At 62.2% G+C, this 18254-nt stretch carries 19 protein-coding genes; 14 read left to right on the top strand and 5 right to left on the bottom strand.

The window, feature by feature from the left end:
- The first annotated feature begins 154 nt into the window (after nucleotides 1-154).
- The 5 genes from pncB (at nucleotide 155) to G3W89_RS29230 (ending at nucleotide 3966) form a co-directional block, all read left to right on the top strand.
- Complete coding sequence (gene pncB / locus G3W89_RS29210) at nucleotides 155-1393, top strand: nicotinate phosphoribosyltransferase (protein ID WP_162571036.1); 1239 nt, start codon at nucleotides 155-157, stop codon at nucleotides 1391-1393.
- Between the two features lie 11 nt (nucleotides 1394-1404).
- Complete coding sequence (locus G3W89_RS29215) at nucleotides 1405-1623, top strand: hypothetical protein (RefSeq protein ID WP_162571035.1); 219 nt, start codon at nucleotides 1405-1407, stop codon at nucleotides 1621-1623.
- A 232-nt stretch (nucleotides 1624-1855) separates the two neighbouring features.
- The gene (locus G3W89_RS29220; protein WP_232076893.1) at nucleotides 1856-2356 is read left to right on the top strand and encodes an alpha-ketoglutarate-dependent dioxygenase AlkB family protein; all 501 of its coding nucleotides are present in this window, start codon (nucleotides 1856-1858) and stop codon (nucleotides 2354-2356) included.
- A 246-nt stretch (nucleotides 2357-2602) separates the two neighbouring features.
- Nucleotides 2603-3103 (top strand): hypothetical protein, encoded by a 501-nt coding sequence (locus G3W89_RS29225; RefSeq protein WP_162571034.1) that lies wholly within the window; start codon nucleotides 2603-2605, stop codon nucleotides 3101-3103.
- Nucleotides 3104-3108: 5 nt separating this feature from the next.
- The gene (locus G3W89_RS29230) at nucleotides 3109-3966 is read left to right on the top strand and encodes a hypothetical protein (protein WP_162571033.1); all 858 of its coding nucleotides are present in this window, start codon (nucleotides 3109-3111) and stop codon (nucleotides 3964-3966) included.
- Between the two features lie 419 nt (nucleotides 3967-4385).
- On the opposite strand, the gene G3W89_RS29235 is transcribed toward G3W89_RS29230, so the two are convergent.
- Nucleotides 4386-4616, bottom strand: a complete 231-nt coding sequence (locus G3W89_RS29235; RefSeq protein WP_162577705.1) for a hypothetical protein — start codon at nucleotides 4614-4616, stop codon at nucleotides 4386-4388.
- Nucleotides 4617-4830: 214 nt separating this feature from the next.
- On the opposite strand from G3W89_RS29235, the gene G3W89_RS29240 reads away from it, so the two are divergent.
- From G3W89_RS29240 to G3W89_RS29275, 8 genes are all read left to right on the top strand, one after another.
- Nucleotides 4831-5562 (top strand): nucleotide-binding protein, encoded by a 732-nt coding sequence (locus G3W89_RS29240; protein WP_162571032.1) that lies wholly within the window; start codon nucleotides 4831-4833, stop codon nucleotides 5560-5562.
- Nucleotides 5559-6110 carry a nucleoside triphosphate pyrophosphohydrolase family protein gene (locus G3W89_RS33430; RefSeq protein WP_232076894.1) on the top strand — a complete coding sequence of 184 codons (552 nt, stop codon included), beginning with the start codon at nucleotides 5559-5561 and terminating at the stop codon, nucleotides 6108-6110. The genes G3W89_RS29240 and G3W89_RS33430 overlap by 4 nt, the downstream gene beginning before the upstream one ends.
- 58 nt (nucleotides 6111-6168) lie before the next feature.
- The gene (locus G3W89_RS29250) at nucleotides 6169-6687 is read left to right on the top strand and encodes an NADAR family protein (protein WP_162571031.1); all 519 of its coding nucleotides are present in this window, start codon (nucleotides 6169-6171) and stop codon (nucleotides 6685-6687) included.
- 135 nt (nucleotides 6688-6822) lie between these two features.
- Nucleotides 6823-8532 (top strand): NAD+ synthase, encoded by a 1710-nt coding sequence (locus G3W89_RS29255; protein WP_162571030.1) that lies wholly within the window; start codon nucleotides 6823-6825, stop codon nucleotides 8530-8532.
- Complete coding sequence (locus G3W89_RS29260; RefSeq protein ID WP_162571029.1) at nucleotides 8532-9050, top strand: hypothetical protein; 519 nt, start codon at nucleotides 8532-8534, stop codon at nucleotides 9048-9050. The genes G3W89_RS29255 and G3W89_RS29260 overlap by 1 nt, the downstream gene beginning before the upstream one ends.
- A 44-nt stretch (nucleotides 9051-9094) precedes the next feature.
- Complete coding sequence (locus G3W89_RS29265) at nucleotides 9095-9607, top strand: hypothetical protein (protein WP_162571028.1); 513 nt, start codon at nucleotides 9095-9097, stop codon at nucleotides 9605-9607.
- A gap of 124 nt (nucleotides 9608-9731) precedes the next feature.
- Complete coding sequence (locus G3W89_RS29270) at nucleotides 9732-10343, top strand: hypothetical protein (protein WP_162571027.1); 612 nt, start codon at nucleotides 9732-9734, stop codon at nucleotides 10341-10343.
- A gap of 198 nt (nucleotides 10344-10541) precedes the next feature.
- Nucleotides 10542-11654 (top strand): NUDIX domain-containing protein, encoded by a 1113-nt coding sequence (locus tag G3W89_RS29275; RefSeq protein ID WP_162571026.1) that lies wholly within the window; start codon nucleotides 10542-10544, stop codon nucleotides 11652-11654.
- 979 nt (nucleotides 11655-12633) lie between these two features.
- Here G3W89_RS29275 and G3W89_RS29280 read toward each other — a convergent pair.
- The 4 genes from G3W89_RS29280 to G3W89_RS29295 form a co-directional block, all read right to left on the bottom strand.
- Nucleotides 12634-12981: a DUF4145 domain-containing protein gene (locus G3W89_RS29280; protein WP_162571025.1), complete on the bottom strand. Its 348-nt coding sequence runs from the start codon at nucleotides 12979-12981 to the stop codon at nucleotides 12634-12636.
- Nucleotides 12982-13070: 89 nt separating this feature from the next.
- A complete protein-coding gene (locus tag G3W89_RS29285; protein ID WP_162571024.1) occupies nucleotides 13071-13781 on the bottom strand; it encodes an HD domain-containing protein in 711 nt (236 codons plus the stop codon).
- Nucleotides 13782-13869: 88 nt separating this feature from the next.
- The gene (locus tag G3W89_RS33055; RefSeq protein WP_174258344.1) at nucleotides 13870-14247 is read right to left on the bottom strand and encodes a hypothetical protein; all 378 of its coding nucleotides are present in this window, start codon (nucleotides 14245-14247) and stop codon (nucleotides 13870-13872) included.
- A 130-nt stretch (nucleotides 14248-14377) separates the two neighbouring features.
- Entirely contained in the window at nucleotides 14378-16462 is a 2085-nt protein-coding gene (locus G3W89_RS29295) for a hypothetical protein (RefSeq protein WP_162571023.1), read from the bottom strand.
- 117 nt (nucleotides 16463-16579) lie between these two features.
- Between G3W89_RS29295 and G3W89_RS29300 the strand changes: the two genes are divergently transcribed.
- Entirely contained in the window at nucleotides 16580-18157 is a 1578-nt protein-coding gene (locus G3W89_RS29300) for a hypothetical protein (RefSeq protein ID WP_162571022.1), read from the top strand.
- Nucleotides 18158-18254: the final 97 nt, after the last annotated feature.

Raw genomic sequence — 18254 nt, forward strand, 5'->3', positions numbered from 1 at the left:
AGGATGCATGTAGGCGTCACCTCGATGCACGCACAGCATGGTGAGGAAGAGAACGACAGGCGCGGCCTCGCCTCTTTCGTTAGTTGCGCGGCGCAACGAACGGTGCTATACTGCACGTACACCTTCCCGCGCGGCAATGCCGCCACCTCAAAAAATGACCGCTTTCACCGCAACCCAGGCCTCCGCAAGAGAGCCCTTCGTTCCTGTCATCCGCTCCCTGCTGGAAACCGACCTCTACAAGTTCTCGATGTTGCAGGCGATGCTCCATCGGCACCCTGGTGCACACGCGGAGTATGCGTTTGTCTGTCGAAACAAACCGCAGTTTCCGCTGGCAGAGCTCGAGGCGGAGGTGAACGAGCAGTTGGACGACCTGTGCACCCTGCGCTTCAGTGAAGACGAACTGACCTATCTGCGCGGCCTGCGGTACATCAAATCGGACTTTGTCGACTTCCTTGCGCTGTTCCACTTTCAGCGCAAGTTCATCAAGGTTTCCGTGAGCGGGGATGCCCTGAACATTGTCGCGACGGGACCTCAGGTTCACGTCATGATGTTTGAGATTTTCGTGCTCGCCATCGTCAACGAGCTTTACTTCCGCAATGTCGACCAAGCTCTCGCGCTAGAAGAAGGCCGCGCGCGCCTCGCCGAGAAGATTGCAATGCTCAAGGCCTTCGGCAAGGAGGCGCCACGGCGCTTTCCGTTCGACCTTTCCGATTTCGGCGTGCGCCGACGCTTCTCTGGTGCATGGCAGGACGAGGTGGTCGCCACCCTCGCGCGGGAGGTCCCGGAATACTTCAAGGGCACGTCCAACGTCTACCTGGCGCGCAAGCACGGCCTGGTGCCAATCGGCACGATGGCGCACGAATACCTTCAGTCCTACCAATCGTTTGGCGTGCGCCTGCGCGACTTCCAGAAGGCCGCCCTGGAGGATTGGGTGCAGGAGTACCGCGGTGACCTCGGGATTGCGCTCACGGACGTTGTTGGCATGGACGCGTTCCTGGCGGACTTCGACCTGTACTTCGCAAAACTGTTCGACGGTCTGCGCCACGACTCAGGTGACCCGAAGGTGTGGGGCGAAAAGGCCCTGGCCCACTACGCCAAGCTGCGCGTTGACGCAGGGACCAAGCGTCTGGTGTTCTCGGATGGCCTCGACATCCCGCGTTCGCTCGACCTCTATCGCCACTTTGCCGACCGCGTGCAGGTGGGCTTCGGTGTCGGTACGAACTTGACCAACGACATGGGCGTCCCTGCGCTGAACATCGTCATGAAGCTCATGAGCTGCAATGGTCAGCCTACTGCCAAGCTGTCCGATTCCGCGGGGAAGACGCTGTGCAAGGACGAGACCTTCCTGGCGTACCTCCGGCAGGTTTTCAACCACACGGCGCCCGCCGTCTGAAGGGGCACTGCATGGCGCACATTCTCAACAGGGGCGGTTTCGTCCGGGTTCGAGCGGACCACCCCGACGGTCGTCGGGCGGGCAAGGACGCAATGGTGATGTCCGTCGATGGCGAGGACCTTGGCCTCTACTTTGGCCTGGACCGCGCGAACCGGCCTCAGGACGTGTTCTGTTCCGGTACAGAGGCATGGAAGCTCGCGGAGCTGGACCTGGCCACAGCGGATGCGTAGCAGGCGCGGAGACGGCCTCGAGTAAACCACCTGCCTACACGAGGTTCAACCCTCAAAGGCCCAGGAACAGGCCTGCAACCTACTCTCTCAAATCGCGATTCCTCGACAACTTCGAGCTGGCCGTTCTGCTTGCGTTCGGCGCGGGCATGACGGTCATCGGCTTCGCTGCCACCGCCGTCGCGTAATCGGACCGAAGCCCGCCTCCTGGGGAAAGAGACCGCTGCAAGGACCTATGGACAACTCGTTCTTCTCAGATTTCATCGGCCCGTTCCCTGACGTGCTGTGGGAACCCGCCTTCCTCACTCCCGCACACCATGCGGAGCTGCTTGAGTTCTGCCTGGACGGGATTCAGTGGCAGACCAAGATGGCCAGCTGGGGCGGTCGCCTGGTGGAGTTCCCCCGCCAACTGGCTTGGTTCGGGGACGTGCCCTACGCTTACTCCGGCATCCTTCACCAACCGGTGGCGATGCCCGCCCCCTTGAAAGCCGTCCGTCAGCGCATAGAGGCCTACCTTTGCGACCATGGGGTGCCGACGGACCTGAATAGCGTCCTGCTGAACCGCTATCGAAGCGGGAATGACTCCATCGGCATGCACTCGGACGACGAGACCCAGTTGGGCCCGCAGCCCGTCATCGCCTCAATCTCTCTCGGGGATTCGCGAACCTTCGTCTTCGAGCACAGAAGACCGGCATGCGGCACAAGAACTCGCTCCCAGGGGGCTCGCTCTTGGTGATGAAGGGCGATTGTCAGAACGAATGGCGCCACGGCATCTTCAAGGAGCCTGGCGATTCGAGTCGGGTGAACCTTACGTTTCGCAGAACCTTTCGATAGCCGGAAAGGGCTTTGCCAGCAGGCAGCCGCCCTGCTCCGGTCGCTCGGCTGCTCACCGGTCTCACGCTAAGAGCCTAAAAAGGCTAAGCGACTGCACGCTTACGCTGTTTACCTGGTACATTCGGTTGCAATAGAAGGAGCTTCCAGAATGACCACCGTGACGATGCACCTGCAGAAGAAGCTGAAGTCCATGCGCATCCAAAGCGGCGATGCCCGCCGCGTATTCGACGCCCTACGGTCCTATGAAAACAAGATGGAAACGGTCACGGTTGAGCGGCTCGTCAAGCTGACTAAACTTGGACCCCGACGAATCCGAACGGTACTCAACGCTCTGGAAGGCCTGCAGATGGGCAAACTCGTTCTTGGCCGTCGCGGGATGAGCACGCGCTTCGTCTGGGACGAGGGATTCCGCAAGTTCGCGACCATCCTCCCGGCAGCTCAGCCGAACGAGCCGAAGGATGTCGACCCGGTGGCCGCCCTCATCATGAAGTCCGTGGGCAATGCCACGTCGACCGTGGTACATGAATGGGCCATCCAGCTGGACACGCGCCGTAAGGCGAGGATTCAGTTCCCGGAGACGGTCACCCGGGCAGACCTGGTCAAGATTCAGTCGTTCTGCGAGAAGTACAGCGCCCAGCTGCCGGCCTGACGCCGGTGTCGCGCGCCGCCGCCCCCTTGGTACCCTTGGCCTGTTTGCAGGACGGGGCCGAAATCTTCGTTGCGAGCGGAGGCTATGCGTTCGACCTCCCTGACGGCGAGCGCACCGAAGTCCCGCGGCTTGTTGTGCTGCTCAACCTCGATGCCGGAATGCAGCCAAGTGCCGCTGCGTTGGCTGGGCAATTGCAGGGTGTGACCGAGCACTGGGTGCGAGCGTCTGCCAAGGACCTGTTGCGAACCTTAAGCGAGCTGCTGTCCCAGTTCCGGCCATCAGGCCTGATTGTGGTAGCGCAGCTTCCGGCGCGGAGGATAAAGGAGGCCGAAGCGGTTGACGCCGCAGTGATGGCAATTCGTGCCAGCGGCCGTCATCAACTCGAGCTGGTGCTAGGCGTTGCGAGTGTGCCGTGGGAATGGGCAAGCCTGAAGACGGTGAAGGCGTTCGCGTGCGGGCCGGCAGGCAAGGTCGCTGATGCCGCTAGCGCCGTCTTTAAGGTAGCCTCGACAACGATGGCCGCGTCGGCGCTGCAGGAGCTCGATGGGGCGGCAATGGGTGAGTTCTTTGGGCCCGCGAACGCGCCCAGCAGCGTTGTTTCGGGTGCATGGAATGCAGACGTCGGCTTGGTTTGGCCAGGAGGGGCGACGCCTTGCCTGCAGAGTTCGGCCACGCTCATCGTCCCCTGCTGGTGCGACCCTCGACAGGCTGTTCACTCCGCGGCGTGGCCACGGGACACGGTGACAAGCCTGACTGCTGGGCACTTCACAGCTCGTGAGCCCCGGGAGGCTGTCGCCGTCTGCCGTCCGGTTGATGCTGCCGCCGTCCATCAGGACACGGACGGGTTTCTGGAGAACAAATGACTACAGCACGGAACCTCAATTTGCTGACCCGCGACCAGCGGCCGAGCGCGCCCAACCTATGGCCATCCCGGTCAACGCTGAACTTCACAGATGGCCGTGGCAGACCGCTGCATACGAGCACAAACCGCCGCTTCGACCTCTCTGACGGGTTAATGGCACATTGGCCGCGTGCCAGCCGCATCGTTTATCTGGGCGTGTCGACGAAGTCACCGTCTTGGGTGACTTGGACAGAGGAAGCACTGCGGGAGATTGAGCGGCACATCCGGTATGACCTCGGATTCGACGGCTACGGCGTCACCCTAACGAGGCTCACCCCGCAGAGGCGCCGAGCGCAGCCCTGCTCGACCGAATTTCGCTGGAAATTGCGGATTCGAAACCGCTAGCAGCGGGGCCTCCCGAGCGCGCGCTCGGGGCTGGCGTCAGTTCGCGGCTTCTGCCAGCGCCTTGCAAGACGGGGCGCAGACGAAGTGTGTCCGGCCCAGCAGCTGCTTGGATTGCAGCAGTGAGCGGTTGCGGTGAGTGCCGCACTTGAAGCACGACATGGTCGAACTTCCGAAGTTGCCGCCCACTGCAAAGGGCGAGCCGGGGGTTTTGTTGCGGTAGCGAAGCCCGCCGGAGTCGATGGAGGTCTGGGGTGCTGCTTTGGACATGGAGCTCTGTAGGTTCCGTCGATGTCCCAGCGCAGGGGAGTGACGGTTTCGAGAAGTGCGGATTTTAACCGAGGCCCAGTCGACGAGCGTAACGAAGGGGTAACGGGTAGTAGCGTCTCGGCTTAGGCCCCACCCCCCGGCTAAAACGTTCCCCTAAACGAGGAAGTGCTGTGGCCCATCAGAGGCCGTGGCGTCAACTTCCTCCGGAGAGCGCATGTACCCAATCGTGATGGTCGCAAATTTCAGCGGCAACGTCGGAAAAACAACTTTGACGCGCAACTTGCTTGTGCCACGGCTCAAGGACGTGCGGGTCTTTGCTGTGGAAGACGTCAACGCTGGATACAACCAGGGGGAGGCCGTGCAGCTCTCCGCCGAGCAGACGAGCGCAATCCTCGAGCAAGCCATCGAAGCGGCCATGTCCGCACCCGTCATCGTCGACGTGGGCGCTTCGAACGTGTCGAACTTCTTTGCTGCTCTGTCGAGCTACGACGGCATGCACGAGTTCATCGGCAAGGTGCTGGTGCCCACCGAGCCTTCGGAGAAGGTCCAGACGGACACCATCAGCACCCTGCACTTCCTTATCGAGAAACTTGGCTTCGACGAGGGGAAAATCATGCTGGTGCTGAACAAGGTGCCGCCGCGTCGCGGCTCAGAAGTGGTGTTCGGCAAGCTGGTCGAGGAGGCAGCCAACCTCGGCGTGATGGCATACGGCGAAATTCCGGAGAGCGACACGTTTCAGCTGGCCGCGTCGCTGGGCAAGACCATCGAGGAACTGGCCGCAATGGACCCGAAGCAGCTCCTGGCCGACTCGAAGGCGCTGGCGGCAGACGGCGGCGACCCGAAGGCCGGCGTGCGCAACGTGCTGGCGGCCGCGAGCGCCAAGAAGCTCAAGACGCAGCTGGACCTAATCTTCAGCAACCTCGGCATCGAGGCAGTCGACGCATGAGCGCGGCCCGGCAGTTCGCCGCTGCTCGTACGGTACTGGGCTCCATCGCCATCTGCGTGCTCCTGGTGCGTAGCGCGGCCTATCTGGGCGCTGAGCTCGAGCTGTGGATGGAGCATCTTGCAGTCATCGTGGGCTTGCTCTTCGGCCTTTGGGTGGTCAAAAGCTCGCGCGCTGCAGAACCGGCCCCGGCGCCGCCCCTGCCTGCTGAAGCGAAGCCGTGCACCGACATCGACGAGTACGCACAGTTCACCGTCGACCTCTGGATGAGCGGTGATGGCGACAAGCTGGACCTGCGCCAGCACACCGTCATGTCGCTCGGCCTGTCGGGTGAGACCGGTGAGGTCATGGAGCTGCTTAAAAAGTGGCTTCGCGACGGCAAGCTCGACCGCGCTCACTTGCGCAAGGAGCTGGGTGACGTGGCCTATTACTGGGCGCGGCTCTGCCGGGCGCATGGCTTCACGCCGTCCGAAGTGCTGGGAGAGAACCAGCACAAGATTCTCGGCCGCAAGGCGCGCGGAACGATGCACGGTAGTGGCGAAGACCGCTGAGGTCCTATAGGTCGCTGTCCTGTCGCTAGACCGGATAGGAAACCAACAGGACATCACAATGAAGCTTCTTCGCACCGAAATCGTCACCTTTTGGGGCGCGCAAAGCCCCCTTTCGAACTGGAACATAGGAAAGTTCACCAGCCGCGGCATCGACTTCAACTGCTCCGAGCAGCTGATGATGTACCGGAAGGCCGAACTGTTCGGGGATGCCACCAGCATGGCAGCCATCCTGGTAGAGCCGGACCCGCGCGAACAAAAGGCCTTGGGCCGGGCCGTGTCAGGCTTTGTCAAGCCGATTTGGGACGCCGCAAGCGAAGCGGTGCTTTTCGAGGGGCTCTTCGACAAGTTCACGCAGGTCGCGTCTGCGCATGGCGTGCTCATGGCGAGCGAGGAGAAGCTCATCATCGAAGCGAGCCCGACCGACCGGCTGTACGGCGTGGGTCTTGCGGCCTATGACCCCCGCATTCTTGACACCGAGACCTGGCGCGGCGCGAATCGCCTGGGATACCTCCTGATGCGTGTTCGCTCCGCCATCCGTTCGGCTCAGCGCGCAGCGCCGGCACCGACGCTCTTCTAGGCACCACCCGTCCGAAACTTCGAATCACCCACCGCATTTGCGGTGGGTTTTCTATAGCCGCCGTTAGTTGCACCGTGCAACGAACGATGCTATACTGTGCATGTTTCCCAGACAACACAGCTGCATAAAACCACAATGATTCGCATCACCTCCGCTCAGCTCAACCTCACCGTCGGCGACATCTTCGGCAACGTTGCCAAGATGGCCGAGGCGGCGGCTCAGGCCGCGGCCGCCAGTTCCGACCTGGTCGTCTTTCCGGAGCTCGCGCTTACCGGCTACTACCCCGGAGACCTGCTGGACGAGCCCGAGTTCCTGGACCGGGTCGAACTCGGCTTCGCCCAGTTGTTGACCGCGTCGAAGGCGCATCCGGAGCTCACCTGGGTATTCGGCCTTCCGCGCCGGCGCAGCGGCCCGGGGAAACAGCTGCACAACGCGCTTTCTGTCATCCGTGACGGCAAGGAATGCGGGATGTACGCTAAACAACTCTTGCCGACTTACGGTGTCTTCGACGAACGTCGCCATTTTGAGCCGGGCCCGGACCGTTCCTGCGTGGTCAACGTGCAAGGCACGAGAGTTGGCCTGCTCATCTGCGAGGACGGCTGGAACAACGATGGCTCCGACTACATCGTCAACCCTTTCAACCGCCTCCGTGATGCAGCACCGAACCTTATTGTTTCGCTGAACGCGAGCCCCTGCGACATCGGGAAACGTGAGGTGCGCCACCGCGTGTTCGGCCAGGCGAGCGCGGTGAACCAGCTCCCAATCTTCTACGTCAATCACATCGGCGGGCACGACCAACTGGTCTACGACGGCGGCTCGTTTGCTGTCGTCCCGACCCGCGAGGGATACACAGTGCAATACGAGGCGGCGCGTTTCATGGAAGAGGTGCGCACGCTGGGGTTCGACAACGGGCGCTTCTTCGCAACCGATGACAAGGAACTACCGGTCGTGTCCGTCGAAGGCCTGCCCACGATGGAGTTTTACCGCCAGCAAATCGTCCTGGGCTTGCGTGACTACGCTCGCCGTTGCGGGTTCAAACAAGTCGTGGTCGGCTCGTCGGGCGGCATTGACAGCGCGCTAACGCTCGCCCTGGCCGTTGAAGCACTCGGGCCAGAGAACGTGTCGGCCATCACGATGCCGTCAAAGTTCTCCAGTACGGGCTCTGTCAGCGACTCTGAGACGCTTTGCCGAAACTTGGGAATCCCACTGCTCACACACGCTATCAAGGACGTCGTCAGCGCCTTCGGCGCGGGCTTCGAGGCAGCCTTCGGGCAGCCGCTGAAGGGGCTTCCCCTGGAGAACCTCCAGGCCCGCGCCCGCGGGACCATCCTGATGGAGTACTCGAACGCGTTCGGTCACTTGCTGCTGACCACCGGCAACAAGAGCGAAATCTCGGTCGGCTACTGCACGCTTTATGGCGACACGAATGGCGGCCTCGGCCTCATCGGGGACCTCTACAAGACCGAGGTGTTCGAGCTGTGCCGCCACATCAACGCGACGGCCGAGCGCGAAATCATCCCTGTGGCCATCATCGAAAAGCCCCCGTCGGCGGAACTGGCGCCCGACCAGAAGGACACCGACAGCCTGCCCCCCTACGAAGTGCTGGACGACGTGCTTCGCATGCTCATCGAGGGCGGCCGCCTGGCTTCTGACGAAAAGGCCAACGCAATCCGCCGCGTCAGCGATTTGATGGAAACCGAGGAAGGCCGCGCGCTGGTTCTGCGGGTGCGAACGATGATTGCACGGAACGAATACAAGCGTCGTCAGGCACCTCCCATCATCCGTGTCCGGGCGCGCGCGTTCGGTAGCGGCCGTCAGATGCCCATTGCCGCCAAGGTGGTCTGATGCCCGACGCACCCAAAAAAGACTACAACGACCCTCAAAGCCACGGCTACTTGGCCGACCTGCTCGAAAGCCCGGGGAAGCTGGGCCTGGCGGACCATGTGGTGAAGTCATTCAGCGCCGGCCTTGACGGGCTGCTCGAGCTGCCGGTCGGCGAGGGCCGCAAGGCGGCTCTGTTTGCCTTCAACAGCGGCGTGAGCGCCGCCATACGCCGAGCTGAGCTCTACGGCGAGAACGTGCGCCTGAAGGAGCAGCTTAAGCTCGAGCGTCCGGAGCTCAGCGAGCTCAATGAACTCGCCAGGCAAGCCCGGGGCCAGATGGCGACTGTGGAGCGCAAGTTCAGGGAGGCCGCGAAGCTGGAGGAGGCGAAAGGCGTGGATATCTGGAAGACAAGCTGGTGCTGGTTCGAGCACGAGTTGGCCGTATCCGCGAATTACGTGAACCACATCTTTGGGCGGTTCGAGTCGAGCTTGGCCAGCCCCGCCGCTCCTGACTCGCCTTCTGACGCGCCCGCGTCCTGACCCCGCGGTTTTGCCTGCCCTGCTCCGCTGCCTTAAGGACCACGATGACTTCACAGAAGAACTACAACGACCCCCTCAGCCACCACTACCTCAGGGGCCTGCTCGAGTCGAACAGCGCAGACGGCTTGGCAGGCTCCGCCCTGGACATCTACAGGAAAGGCCTTGACGCCGTCCTGCAGCTTCCGGAGGGAGAGCACCGGGAAAATGGACTGCGCGCCTTGAACGCGGGGCTGGCGGCCGCCGCGAGAAGCAATACGGCTTGGAATCAGAACCGTGACTTGAAGGTTCAACTTGCCACGGAGCAGCCCGCTCTTTCGGAGTTCAACCAGGTGGCTGCCGGCATCCGCTACAGCCTAACGGAATTGCTCAAGAAGTTTCGGGCTGTCTACGGTCAGGAGGTGGCCAGAGGCGTCGACATGAGCAAGACGGCGTGGCCCTGGTTCGAGCACGAGCTCATCGTGACGGAAGGCGGCGCCGAGTACCGGATGCGCAGACTTCAGAAGCTGATTGACGCCGGCGAGCTGCCTCAAACGGTGCTTGAGACCCTTCCCCGTTGACCGCCGTTGGCGCAACGGTGCTGTAACGGCCGGGGCCGGTAGTTGCGCCAAAATTGCTACACGCCGCACAGACCTCAAATCCGGGCCCGCCGTTTCGCGCGCTCCACCAAACAAAAGGACATTCATGACACAGCTTGACGCCAACCTCCGATACAGCCTCATCGGGTTGAGCCAGAAGCAAAGCCACGTACTGGCTGATGCACTCGAGCTCGTGGGGCGACTGGGCATGGGCCAGCTCGAATACCTGATGGAGTTCGTCCGCTACGGCGGCATAACGAGCCAGAAGGGCGAGCCCTTGGCCAACGGCGCGCTGCTCGAGGGCGACAAGCTGGTCGAACAGCTTAAGGCCGTACTGACGGGCTACACCCTCGGAGGCTCCAAGTCCATCGGCAGCGAATCCACCCCTACGGATGCGAAGATTGCGTTCGAGCTTTACAAGGCCATTCGCCATCGCCTTTCCTGGGTGCACACACCCGAGGGCGGACACGGCGTGCATTTCACGGACCCCTATCTGCTGAAGCACACGGCGGAGCCTAAGGTGGCCCTTGTTCCCGAAGGCCCCGCGGCGTCGTCGCTTGACCAACTGCCCCCAGGTTGTTTTGTTGGCGAACGCGACGGTCGCTGGACAGTGGTGCAGCCAACCGACTCGACGTGGGCCGTCATTGCCGAGGCACGAGATGCCGCAACCGCGGTGGCCAATGCGCGGATAAAGCTTGGGCTGACCGACGGCATCTGACCTCCACTTTCATTTTAGGACGCCCCAATCACGGGGCGTTTTTTTATGGCGCTTGGTTGCAGCAACTGGGCGCCGTTTGGTGAAGAAGAAAAGAGGAAACGGCTCTCAAACGACATTGCTTTCGTTAGTTGCGCAGTGCAACGAACGATGCTATACTAAAGGCCTGCGCAGGCCTTGCGCTTTTTCACACCATAAAGCATGACTTCCCCGCTCCCACCGTCTTCCTTCGACCTCGCTGTCTATATCGGCCGCTTCCAGGGCATGCACCTCGGCCACCAGGCCCTCATCCTCGACGCACTGGCGCTCGCACCGCAGGTTGCCATCGTCCTGGGCTCCGCCTTCCAGGCGCGCAGCCCCAAGAATCCCTTCACCTGGCAGGAGCGCGCCGACATGATTCGGCTGGCGCTGCCCGAATCGGACCGCGAGCGCGTGTTCTTCGTGCCGGTCCGGGACTACTACGAGGACGCTGACTGGGTTGCTGCAGTGCGTGCCGGTGTCGCCGAGGTGGTGCCCGCTGCCCGCAAGGTCGCGCTGGTCGGACACTTCAAAGACCACACGAGCTATTACCTGAACCGATTCCCTGGGTGGGCGCTTCAAGAGCGTCCCCGATTCTCGGACCTGGACGCAACAGCGATTCGCAGTGTCCTGTTCGACACCCCTGGCCAGCCGCGCGAAGCAATTTTCATGTTGCTCAAGCCAATGGTCCCCGCGGGCGTCTACGACTACCTGACGGCCTGGTGGTCGCTGCCCTGTCGGTCGACCCTCGCATGGGAGGCTGAGTGGCTGCGTGGTTACAAGGCAAAGTGGGGGCATATCAAGTCTTCCAACGCCGGCGACGCGGTGGTCATCTGCGGTGGGCATGTCCTGCTCATCCAGCGAGGTGAAGGCGCGGGCAAGGGGCTCTACGCCGTGCCCGGTGGCTTCATGGAGGATGGCGACCGCTTCTATGAGACAGCGGTGCGGGAGCTTGCGGAGGAGACCGGGCTCGCCTTCCTGGATACCACGCTGCTGGACGCGCTCGAGGACTCGGCCGTCTTCGACCACCCAGGTCGCAGCCCGCGCGGCCGCATCATTTCTCAGGCCTTCAAGTTCAATCTCGGAAACCTGCGACTCCCGGAGGTCAACGCGCAGTTCGACCCTGATGGAGGTGCCAAGAAGGCGCGATGGGTGCGAATCTCTGACCTGGCACGCATGGAAGACCAGTTCTTCGAAGACCACTTTCACATCCTTGACCACTTCCTGCGCATTACGTCGCGACCGCTCGGCGTTGGTCAAAAGAGTGCATCCCGACAGAAACTGTCGATTGCCTAACGCCCTCCCCGGCCGGGAGGGTTGGCAGCGCATGGAAAAGCGGAGCATGTGCTCCGCTTTCGGTATTTGTGAAGGCGACGGTGTTCAGGCCCTTGGTGTCACAGAGGAACCGCTGACCAACCGTGCCAAGGGACCTCCCGGCGAGCCTGGAGCCGGGAGCCAACTCAGACCATACTTCTTGCGGTCCGGGATGGAGAGCGTACGGACAGGCTGTTGGAAGGCTGTGTTGCGTGAGGCCTTTGGGCCGCCCGCCGGCGGTCCCGGCGGCGATGTCCGGGGCCGGGCCTCTGCGCGACGCCGGTCGTCCGCATCGCTCCAGTTGACCGCGAAGGCCATCAAGGTCGCGATGACCGCGAGCACGAGCAGGCACTCGAAGGCGTTCCACGCTGCTTTGCCTCTCGGGTTCGGCTTGAGCACGTCCGGTGGCGTCCAACTGCTCGAAGTCTCGCGTTTCACGCTCGGACTCCACTCGCCAGGGCGGCTAGCGGCATACGATTCGCGCGTTGCCTTTACCGCGCTCGTGGTAGGCGTCGCGGGGCTGCCCATGCCTGAAGCGGAAACCCCCGCGCTGAAGCCTTGGTATGTCGGCGGGCTTCCACCTTCGGGCTGCGCTTGCCGCCATTCAACCGTCGAGAGCACGTCGGGCGGCGCTGGGGAAGCGGCGGCTGGAAGCGGCGCGCCCGGCTCAGGTGAACTGGCTAGCGCGGGGTCCGGTAAAGCGCATGCCTGCCCGCTTTGGCTGGCTTCCTGAACGGCGGCGTCGACCAGCTTGTCCGGGACGTCACAGAGCTTGTGCTCAATTTTCTGAAGTTCCCGGTTGAAGACCAGGCACTGCTCTTTGGCAGCTAGGGCACTTGTGGATAGCTGCATCGCGGTGAGCGCGATGGCAGCAAGGAGCGCCTTTCGTTGTGTTTGCATGGGGTGCTAATGATTGGTATATAAAACGTCTAGCAACCTCGTGCATAAAATTGGCTCGCGCTTAATAAAAACCGCGGGAAAATCCCCAGATTCCGGCCAAAAACAGCCCAAGCACCACAACTGCACGAGCCTTCGCCAGGAGGCCGGTGCCCGCCGAGCCCAACGCGCGCTGCAGTCGCCGCGACTCCTTGGCGAAATCGCGGCGGCTTCCGAGCCGAAAACCGTCGTCGTGCAGGACCTTGTTCCTCATGGTGGCAATCCAGCGCAGGCCCGGTTCGGTGTTTGGAGGCAATCGGTGGCGCGCGGCAGTCGTGAGCGCGTGAAGCCCCTTTCCTCGGGCACCATAGCGTGTGGCCAGCAGTTTTTCCAGCCGGCGGGACCAGGTGATGACAAGCTCGATGTCGGACATGCAGCGCAGAAGTAGTTCTCGCGTCTAGGTATCGAGCATAAAAAAAAACGCCCCTGGATGTGAGGGGCGCTTGGGAGAATTACCGCAGGCTATGCGGCCAGGACAGCCCTACGGGCTTCCGCCAGGGCAGTGAGGCGCGTTCTGTGAACGGCGACGCCGGCGGGCGTGTCAATGGTCTCGTAGGGAGGGATGGGGTTCTCAAGCAGGAAGCGGAACGCCTCGCGCAGGAAGATTCCCTGCCGATAGTCGCGATGCAGCTGCCCGGCCCGGCCTCGCTTGTCAGCCTCGACGGCTATCAGGAAAGGCTCGAGCAACTCGGGCTGGGCAACGAGCGGAAGCCGCTCGAACAGCCGAATCACGCCCCGTGGGTTCATCTCAAACGCGCGGTGCACGTTGAGATGATGCTCGCAGACGAGCAACGCCAGGGTCTTCCAGTCGTTCGGGACGCCGAGCCTGTCGCTCACCTCAGCGACCGGAGCGAGGCCGGCGTGCTCGTGGTTGATGTGCTGGGGCAGCTCGCCCTGTGGCGTCAGCGCCTTGCCCAGGTCATGGACGAGAGCGGCGTAGCGCACCTTGGGGTCTGAGGACAGCATCGCTGCGGCCTCCAGGGTCAGCTCGATGTGCCTTCCTGTGTCGATTTCGGGGTGGTGCTCCGGGCTTTGCGGGATGCCGTAAAGCGCGTCGACCTCTGGCAGGAATCGTCTGAGCTCACCGCTCGCGCGAAGACGAGCCAACTCCTCATGAGGGGCTGGGGCAGTTAGCCAGGCGAGCTCGGCGGGGATGTCAAAGTGAATCGTCATGCAATTTCCTTGGGGTTCTATTGCCCGTCTAGACACGAACGGCCCGCAGCCCCCAAAAAAGAGCCTACCAGGTTGGTAGGCTCTTGAATCAGGCAGCGAGCTGCATGTTCGGTTCGTTCGAGGCGTGGGTGCCGCGCAGCTGGACCGGGACGGGCCGGCCATTCGCTTCGCGGAGGCCAACGCGCAGGGTGTCCACCGCGTCCTGCTGGTCCAGCCCTTGGGCGCGCAGGCCATCGATGGTCTGCTTGTAGAGTTCCTTGCCAAGGTACAGCCCCGAGGCCGATGGTGCAGACTTACTCGCAGCAGCCTTCTTCGGCGTTGCCCGCTTGGCGGGAGCCTTCTTGACAGCAGGCTTTTTGGCCGCAGGAGCCTTCTTCGTGGCCGGCTTTTTTGCCGTGCCAGTCGCCGCAGCGGCCTTGCTGGATGCGGTCCTCTTTTTGGCCTTGGCCGTGGTCTTCTTGGTCATGGTGATGGTGTCCTGTCCTTCTGGTGAGCCCCGTATCGGAGGGGTAACGACATGTCTAGCAACCGGGACACGCCCTGCTAAAAGAAAAAGCCCGCCGAAGCGGGCTCTATGTAGAGGAGCTAGCAGCTCATCACTGGCCTGGAAGCACGGGCTCGTTGACGATGCCACCTACGGTATTTCCAACGCCGCCGTTCCCCCCATTTGCCGGCACCGGCGGAGGCTCACCGCCCGGGGCGATGTCTGCCATCGCGCACGATTGGGTACGCACGCGAATCCAGCCTTCCCCGTTGCCGGCAACGATGACGCGGAAGGAGAGGGTGTTGTACCCCGCGACCAGGAAGGGGCGAAGGTCAACATAAGCGTTGAAGAACCAGCTTTGGTTGAGTTCGGGGTACCCGCAGCCAGTGCCTGTTAACGGGTTGGGGTTGAGGTTGTTGATGTTGTGCAGGTACTTGACCATGAAGGGCCTGCAGCCCTGCCCACAGGTGTACCCTTCCACGGTCGGATTCGATGCATCGCCACCTACGCCGGACATCTGAGCGTCGCAATAGTCGAAGGACTGGGGCGCGCGAATCACGCAGGTTTGCTCTTCCAGGGTGTACCCCTCGGGGCACTGGCAATTCAACCGGCCCCCGAAGCAGCTGGCGGGGGTTGAGTCGACGATGGCCCCTCCTGCACACTCGTACTTCCCGGTCGCACCAAGGGTGCAGCCGGCACTAGCGGGGAGACCGGTCCCTGGCGTCGTGCTGAGCTCCAGTGTCTCCATGCCTGGGGCGGGCCCAAGGAAAACGATGTGCTCGTTCACCTTGACCATCATCCAGTCGTCGAAGCCCTCGGCAATCATGGCGAATTCATCCGTCGCTTTTGGGTTGCCTGTCGTGAACCCGACAGCTCGGTCGTAGACGCCCGAGGGCCAGTAGTTGTCGCCAATCGTGCCGATGTAGAACTCGCGCACCGGTCCGACTTGCGACACTTGATTCACCGCCATGTCAGGTGAGGCTGCAATGTTGTCGAAGTTGCCGCTTCCTGCAGCGTCCGAGCGCAGGGGCGCTACGTACAGGATGTTAGGCGTGCTGTCGTGGCGCATCAGGCTGTTGTCGCCCGGATGCGGTGAAATCACGTACGTATCGGGGCTAAGCCCTTGAAGCTCGCCGATAGGGATTTCCTTCGAGAACGGCTCAGTCGGAGAGGCCATCTTCCCTTGGAACTGCTGAATCGCTTGGTACTGAACCAGACCGGTGGACGGCGTAGCCAGGTACCGCTCGGCGGTTAAGCTCAACGCGTAGCCGAAAAAGCCGGAGTTCTTGAGCGAGCCGCAGCTGACAATGCGTGCGTCATAGGAAATCGCGCCCTGTGCGACCATGTCGCCGTTCGCGTCTTCTACGTACACCGGCTCGAGCTGGCGCACGTAGTCGACGAAGGCCGCCGTTGCCCCATAATCGTTGAGCAGCTGCCGGATAGTCGTCGGCCCGTAGCAGATGCCCGGGTAGTAGCCGTGGTCCATCAGGCAAGCCAACTTGTCCGAGCCGGACTGGTCCTGGTCATAGGCGCCGCCTGTGTCCACCGTGACACGGCTGGTGATGGGCTCCCACTTCTTGTTGCGCACTTCGTATGAGAGCATCCCGGCGAGGGGGCTATTTGCCCAGCTCTGAGGGAGGCCATCCACCATGGTCTTGGGCGTGTATTGGGCAAGGATGAAGACAGGGTCGCTGTCGATGATTTTGGGGCTGCCGTACACAGCGCGGCCGCTGGTGTCGATGTTTGCATTCCAGGCCATGGCCTTCTTGCGCACACCGGTCGCCGTGGCCAGGTTGAATTCCTGGGTAAAGGAGAAGAAAGCATTCGAGATGCCTTCCTTCTTGATGTACCGCCCCACCTTCGTTGTGAACGCGTTCTGGTTCATCTGCATCCACATCTCTGCGGCCATCAGGGCTGCTTGCTGGGTGCTCGGATTTCCAATCGGGATGTTCGGGAGCGTCCCGACGTCATAGCCTGAAACCTCCGTCACAAGCCTGTCGGCAGCGAGCCCCCCCGACGCTACCGCCAACGGGGCAACCCGAGCATGCGCCACGCTCTCGCCCTTGATATTGACCTCCTGGCTGCTGTACAGGACGGTCTTGAAGGGAGAGGACGTCAGAGGACGCGCCCGCGGCGTCTGCGCGAGGCTGCTTGTGCCGACAAGCAGCGCGGCAAGGATGATGAACAGGCGTTTCATTGAGGTGAGGCCGGGTTGTGGTGTACGCGGTATAGGGAACGAGGGTTTAGCCACGCCGGTTCGGCCTGTCTAAACCGCCGGTAGCTAGACGGCGTAACGTCTCAATGAAAGCTGAAAATGCTTAAGCCATTTCTGCGCTCCGTCTCCTATCTCGTGATGGCAAGCTTGCTGTTCACGGGCATGCCTGCGCCCATGCCCAAGGCCTTCGCGCAAGCCGCGCCTATCAGCAACTGCGCCAACGTCCTCGCAGCCGACCAGGGCATGGACCCCGCCTGCAGTGCGAAGCGCTTCGGCAGCCAGGTCGTCGCCTATCCCAAGCTCCAGTGGGAGCGCATTGCCGAGGTCCCAGCCCCCACGGTGACAACCGGCGGAGGCGTCTTGCCGCCCTCGACCGAATCGTTGGCCATGGCCAATCGTGCTGCAATCGCGCTCGGCGTTCCCTCCAGCGAGGTCACGAGCGCCGTCCAGATGTTTCCGTCCAACGTGCCTTTCGTGTTCGCGCGCTACAACCCGCTGGACAACACGATGTCGGTCGACATCTTCAAGCTCGAAAAGGGTGGTAGCGGCAACAGTGTGACATCGGGCCTCTACCATGCGAAGTTCGCGCCGAGCCACGGCAACTTCTGGAAGGCGTCCGGCGCCTATCTCGACCCTCAGCGCCGTATCGCAGGGGACACTCCGGGACTGAACCCCTTCGAGGCCTTCACCTGCCCGGCTAGCACGACGTTCTGCAACCTGAGCGTGTCGGGAGCGCAAGTGGTTGTGGGACATGCAATGCGATATGTCGGAGCTCCGCTGAGCGTCCTTGCGGTTGCTCAAACTCGGTTCGACCAGACGCAGACCAAGAGTGGCAACGCCTTTAAGAAAAAGGTGACCACCAAGGTCTACGGGATGGCAAAACCCGCATGGCTGATTGGCTATCCCGCCCAGTTCCAAGCGCGCTCGAGCACCATCCCCATGGCCGCATACTGCGCCAATGACCCTCGCGCCACAACCTGTGCCCTGTACCAGACGGCAAGTGCCGGCGTCATGTTTGAGCAGTACGAAGGCGGCTCGCTCTCCGCGTATGAGGACGCCTGGCTTATCGACCAATGGACGAAGTCCGGCCTTGGCTGGCTCGCTGTGCTGGTCGTCGCGGTGGTGCTCAGCTTTACCGTTGCAGGCATTGGTGCAGCCGTCGGTCTGAATGCCGCGGCCGCGACCGGCGCGGTGACGTCCGGCGTTGCGACAGGCGTCATGGGCGGCTACCTTGCGGCTGCTGGCGTCACCATGGGTAGCCTCGCCATGTCCGTGGCGGTGGAGGCTGCGCTTATCGGGGGCGCGATGATGCTAGGGGGGGCCGACCTCAGTGGCCCCTTGAAGTTCGGCTACAACGCCATTTATGGCCAGGTGGAGAACGTCAAGGGATACAACGACCCCCCTAACTACGACAAGAACAACCAGCTGCTGAACATGAAGGTCGTCCCCCTGACGCACAACGAAATCACCGGAAACGCGTACGGGAACGCGCTGACTGGCTTCGCAACCACCTTTCAGGGGACCTGCCCTCCTGGAGCGGCCTTGGCCAACTGCGCCGGTGCGACTGGCGTCATCCAGCACGCGGACCAATATATCGAGCAAAATCAGGTTCAATTCTTGCGGGATAACGGCGGAAAGATTGTTCGCAACGACGCGGGTGGCGGGTTCGGCCAGTAAAGGGGCCCATCCTTCTCATGCCACACAACGGCGCCGACATCTAAAATCGTCGGGGACCGTTGGCTTATAGGGATGGCATATGGTATAGGCCGCCTTT

This window comes from Variovorax sp. PBL-H6 (genome assembly GCF_901827155.1).
Taxonomy (GTDB): domain Bacteria; phylum Pseudomonadota; class Gammaproteobacteria; order Burkholderiales; family Burkholderiaceae_C; genus Variovorax.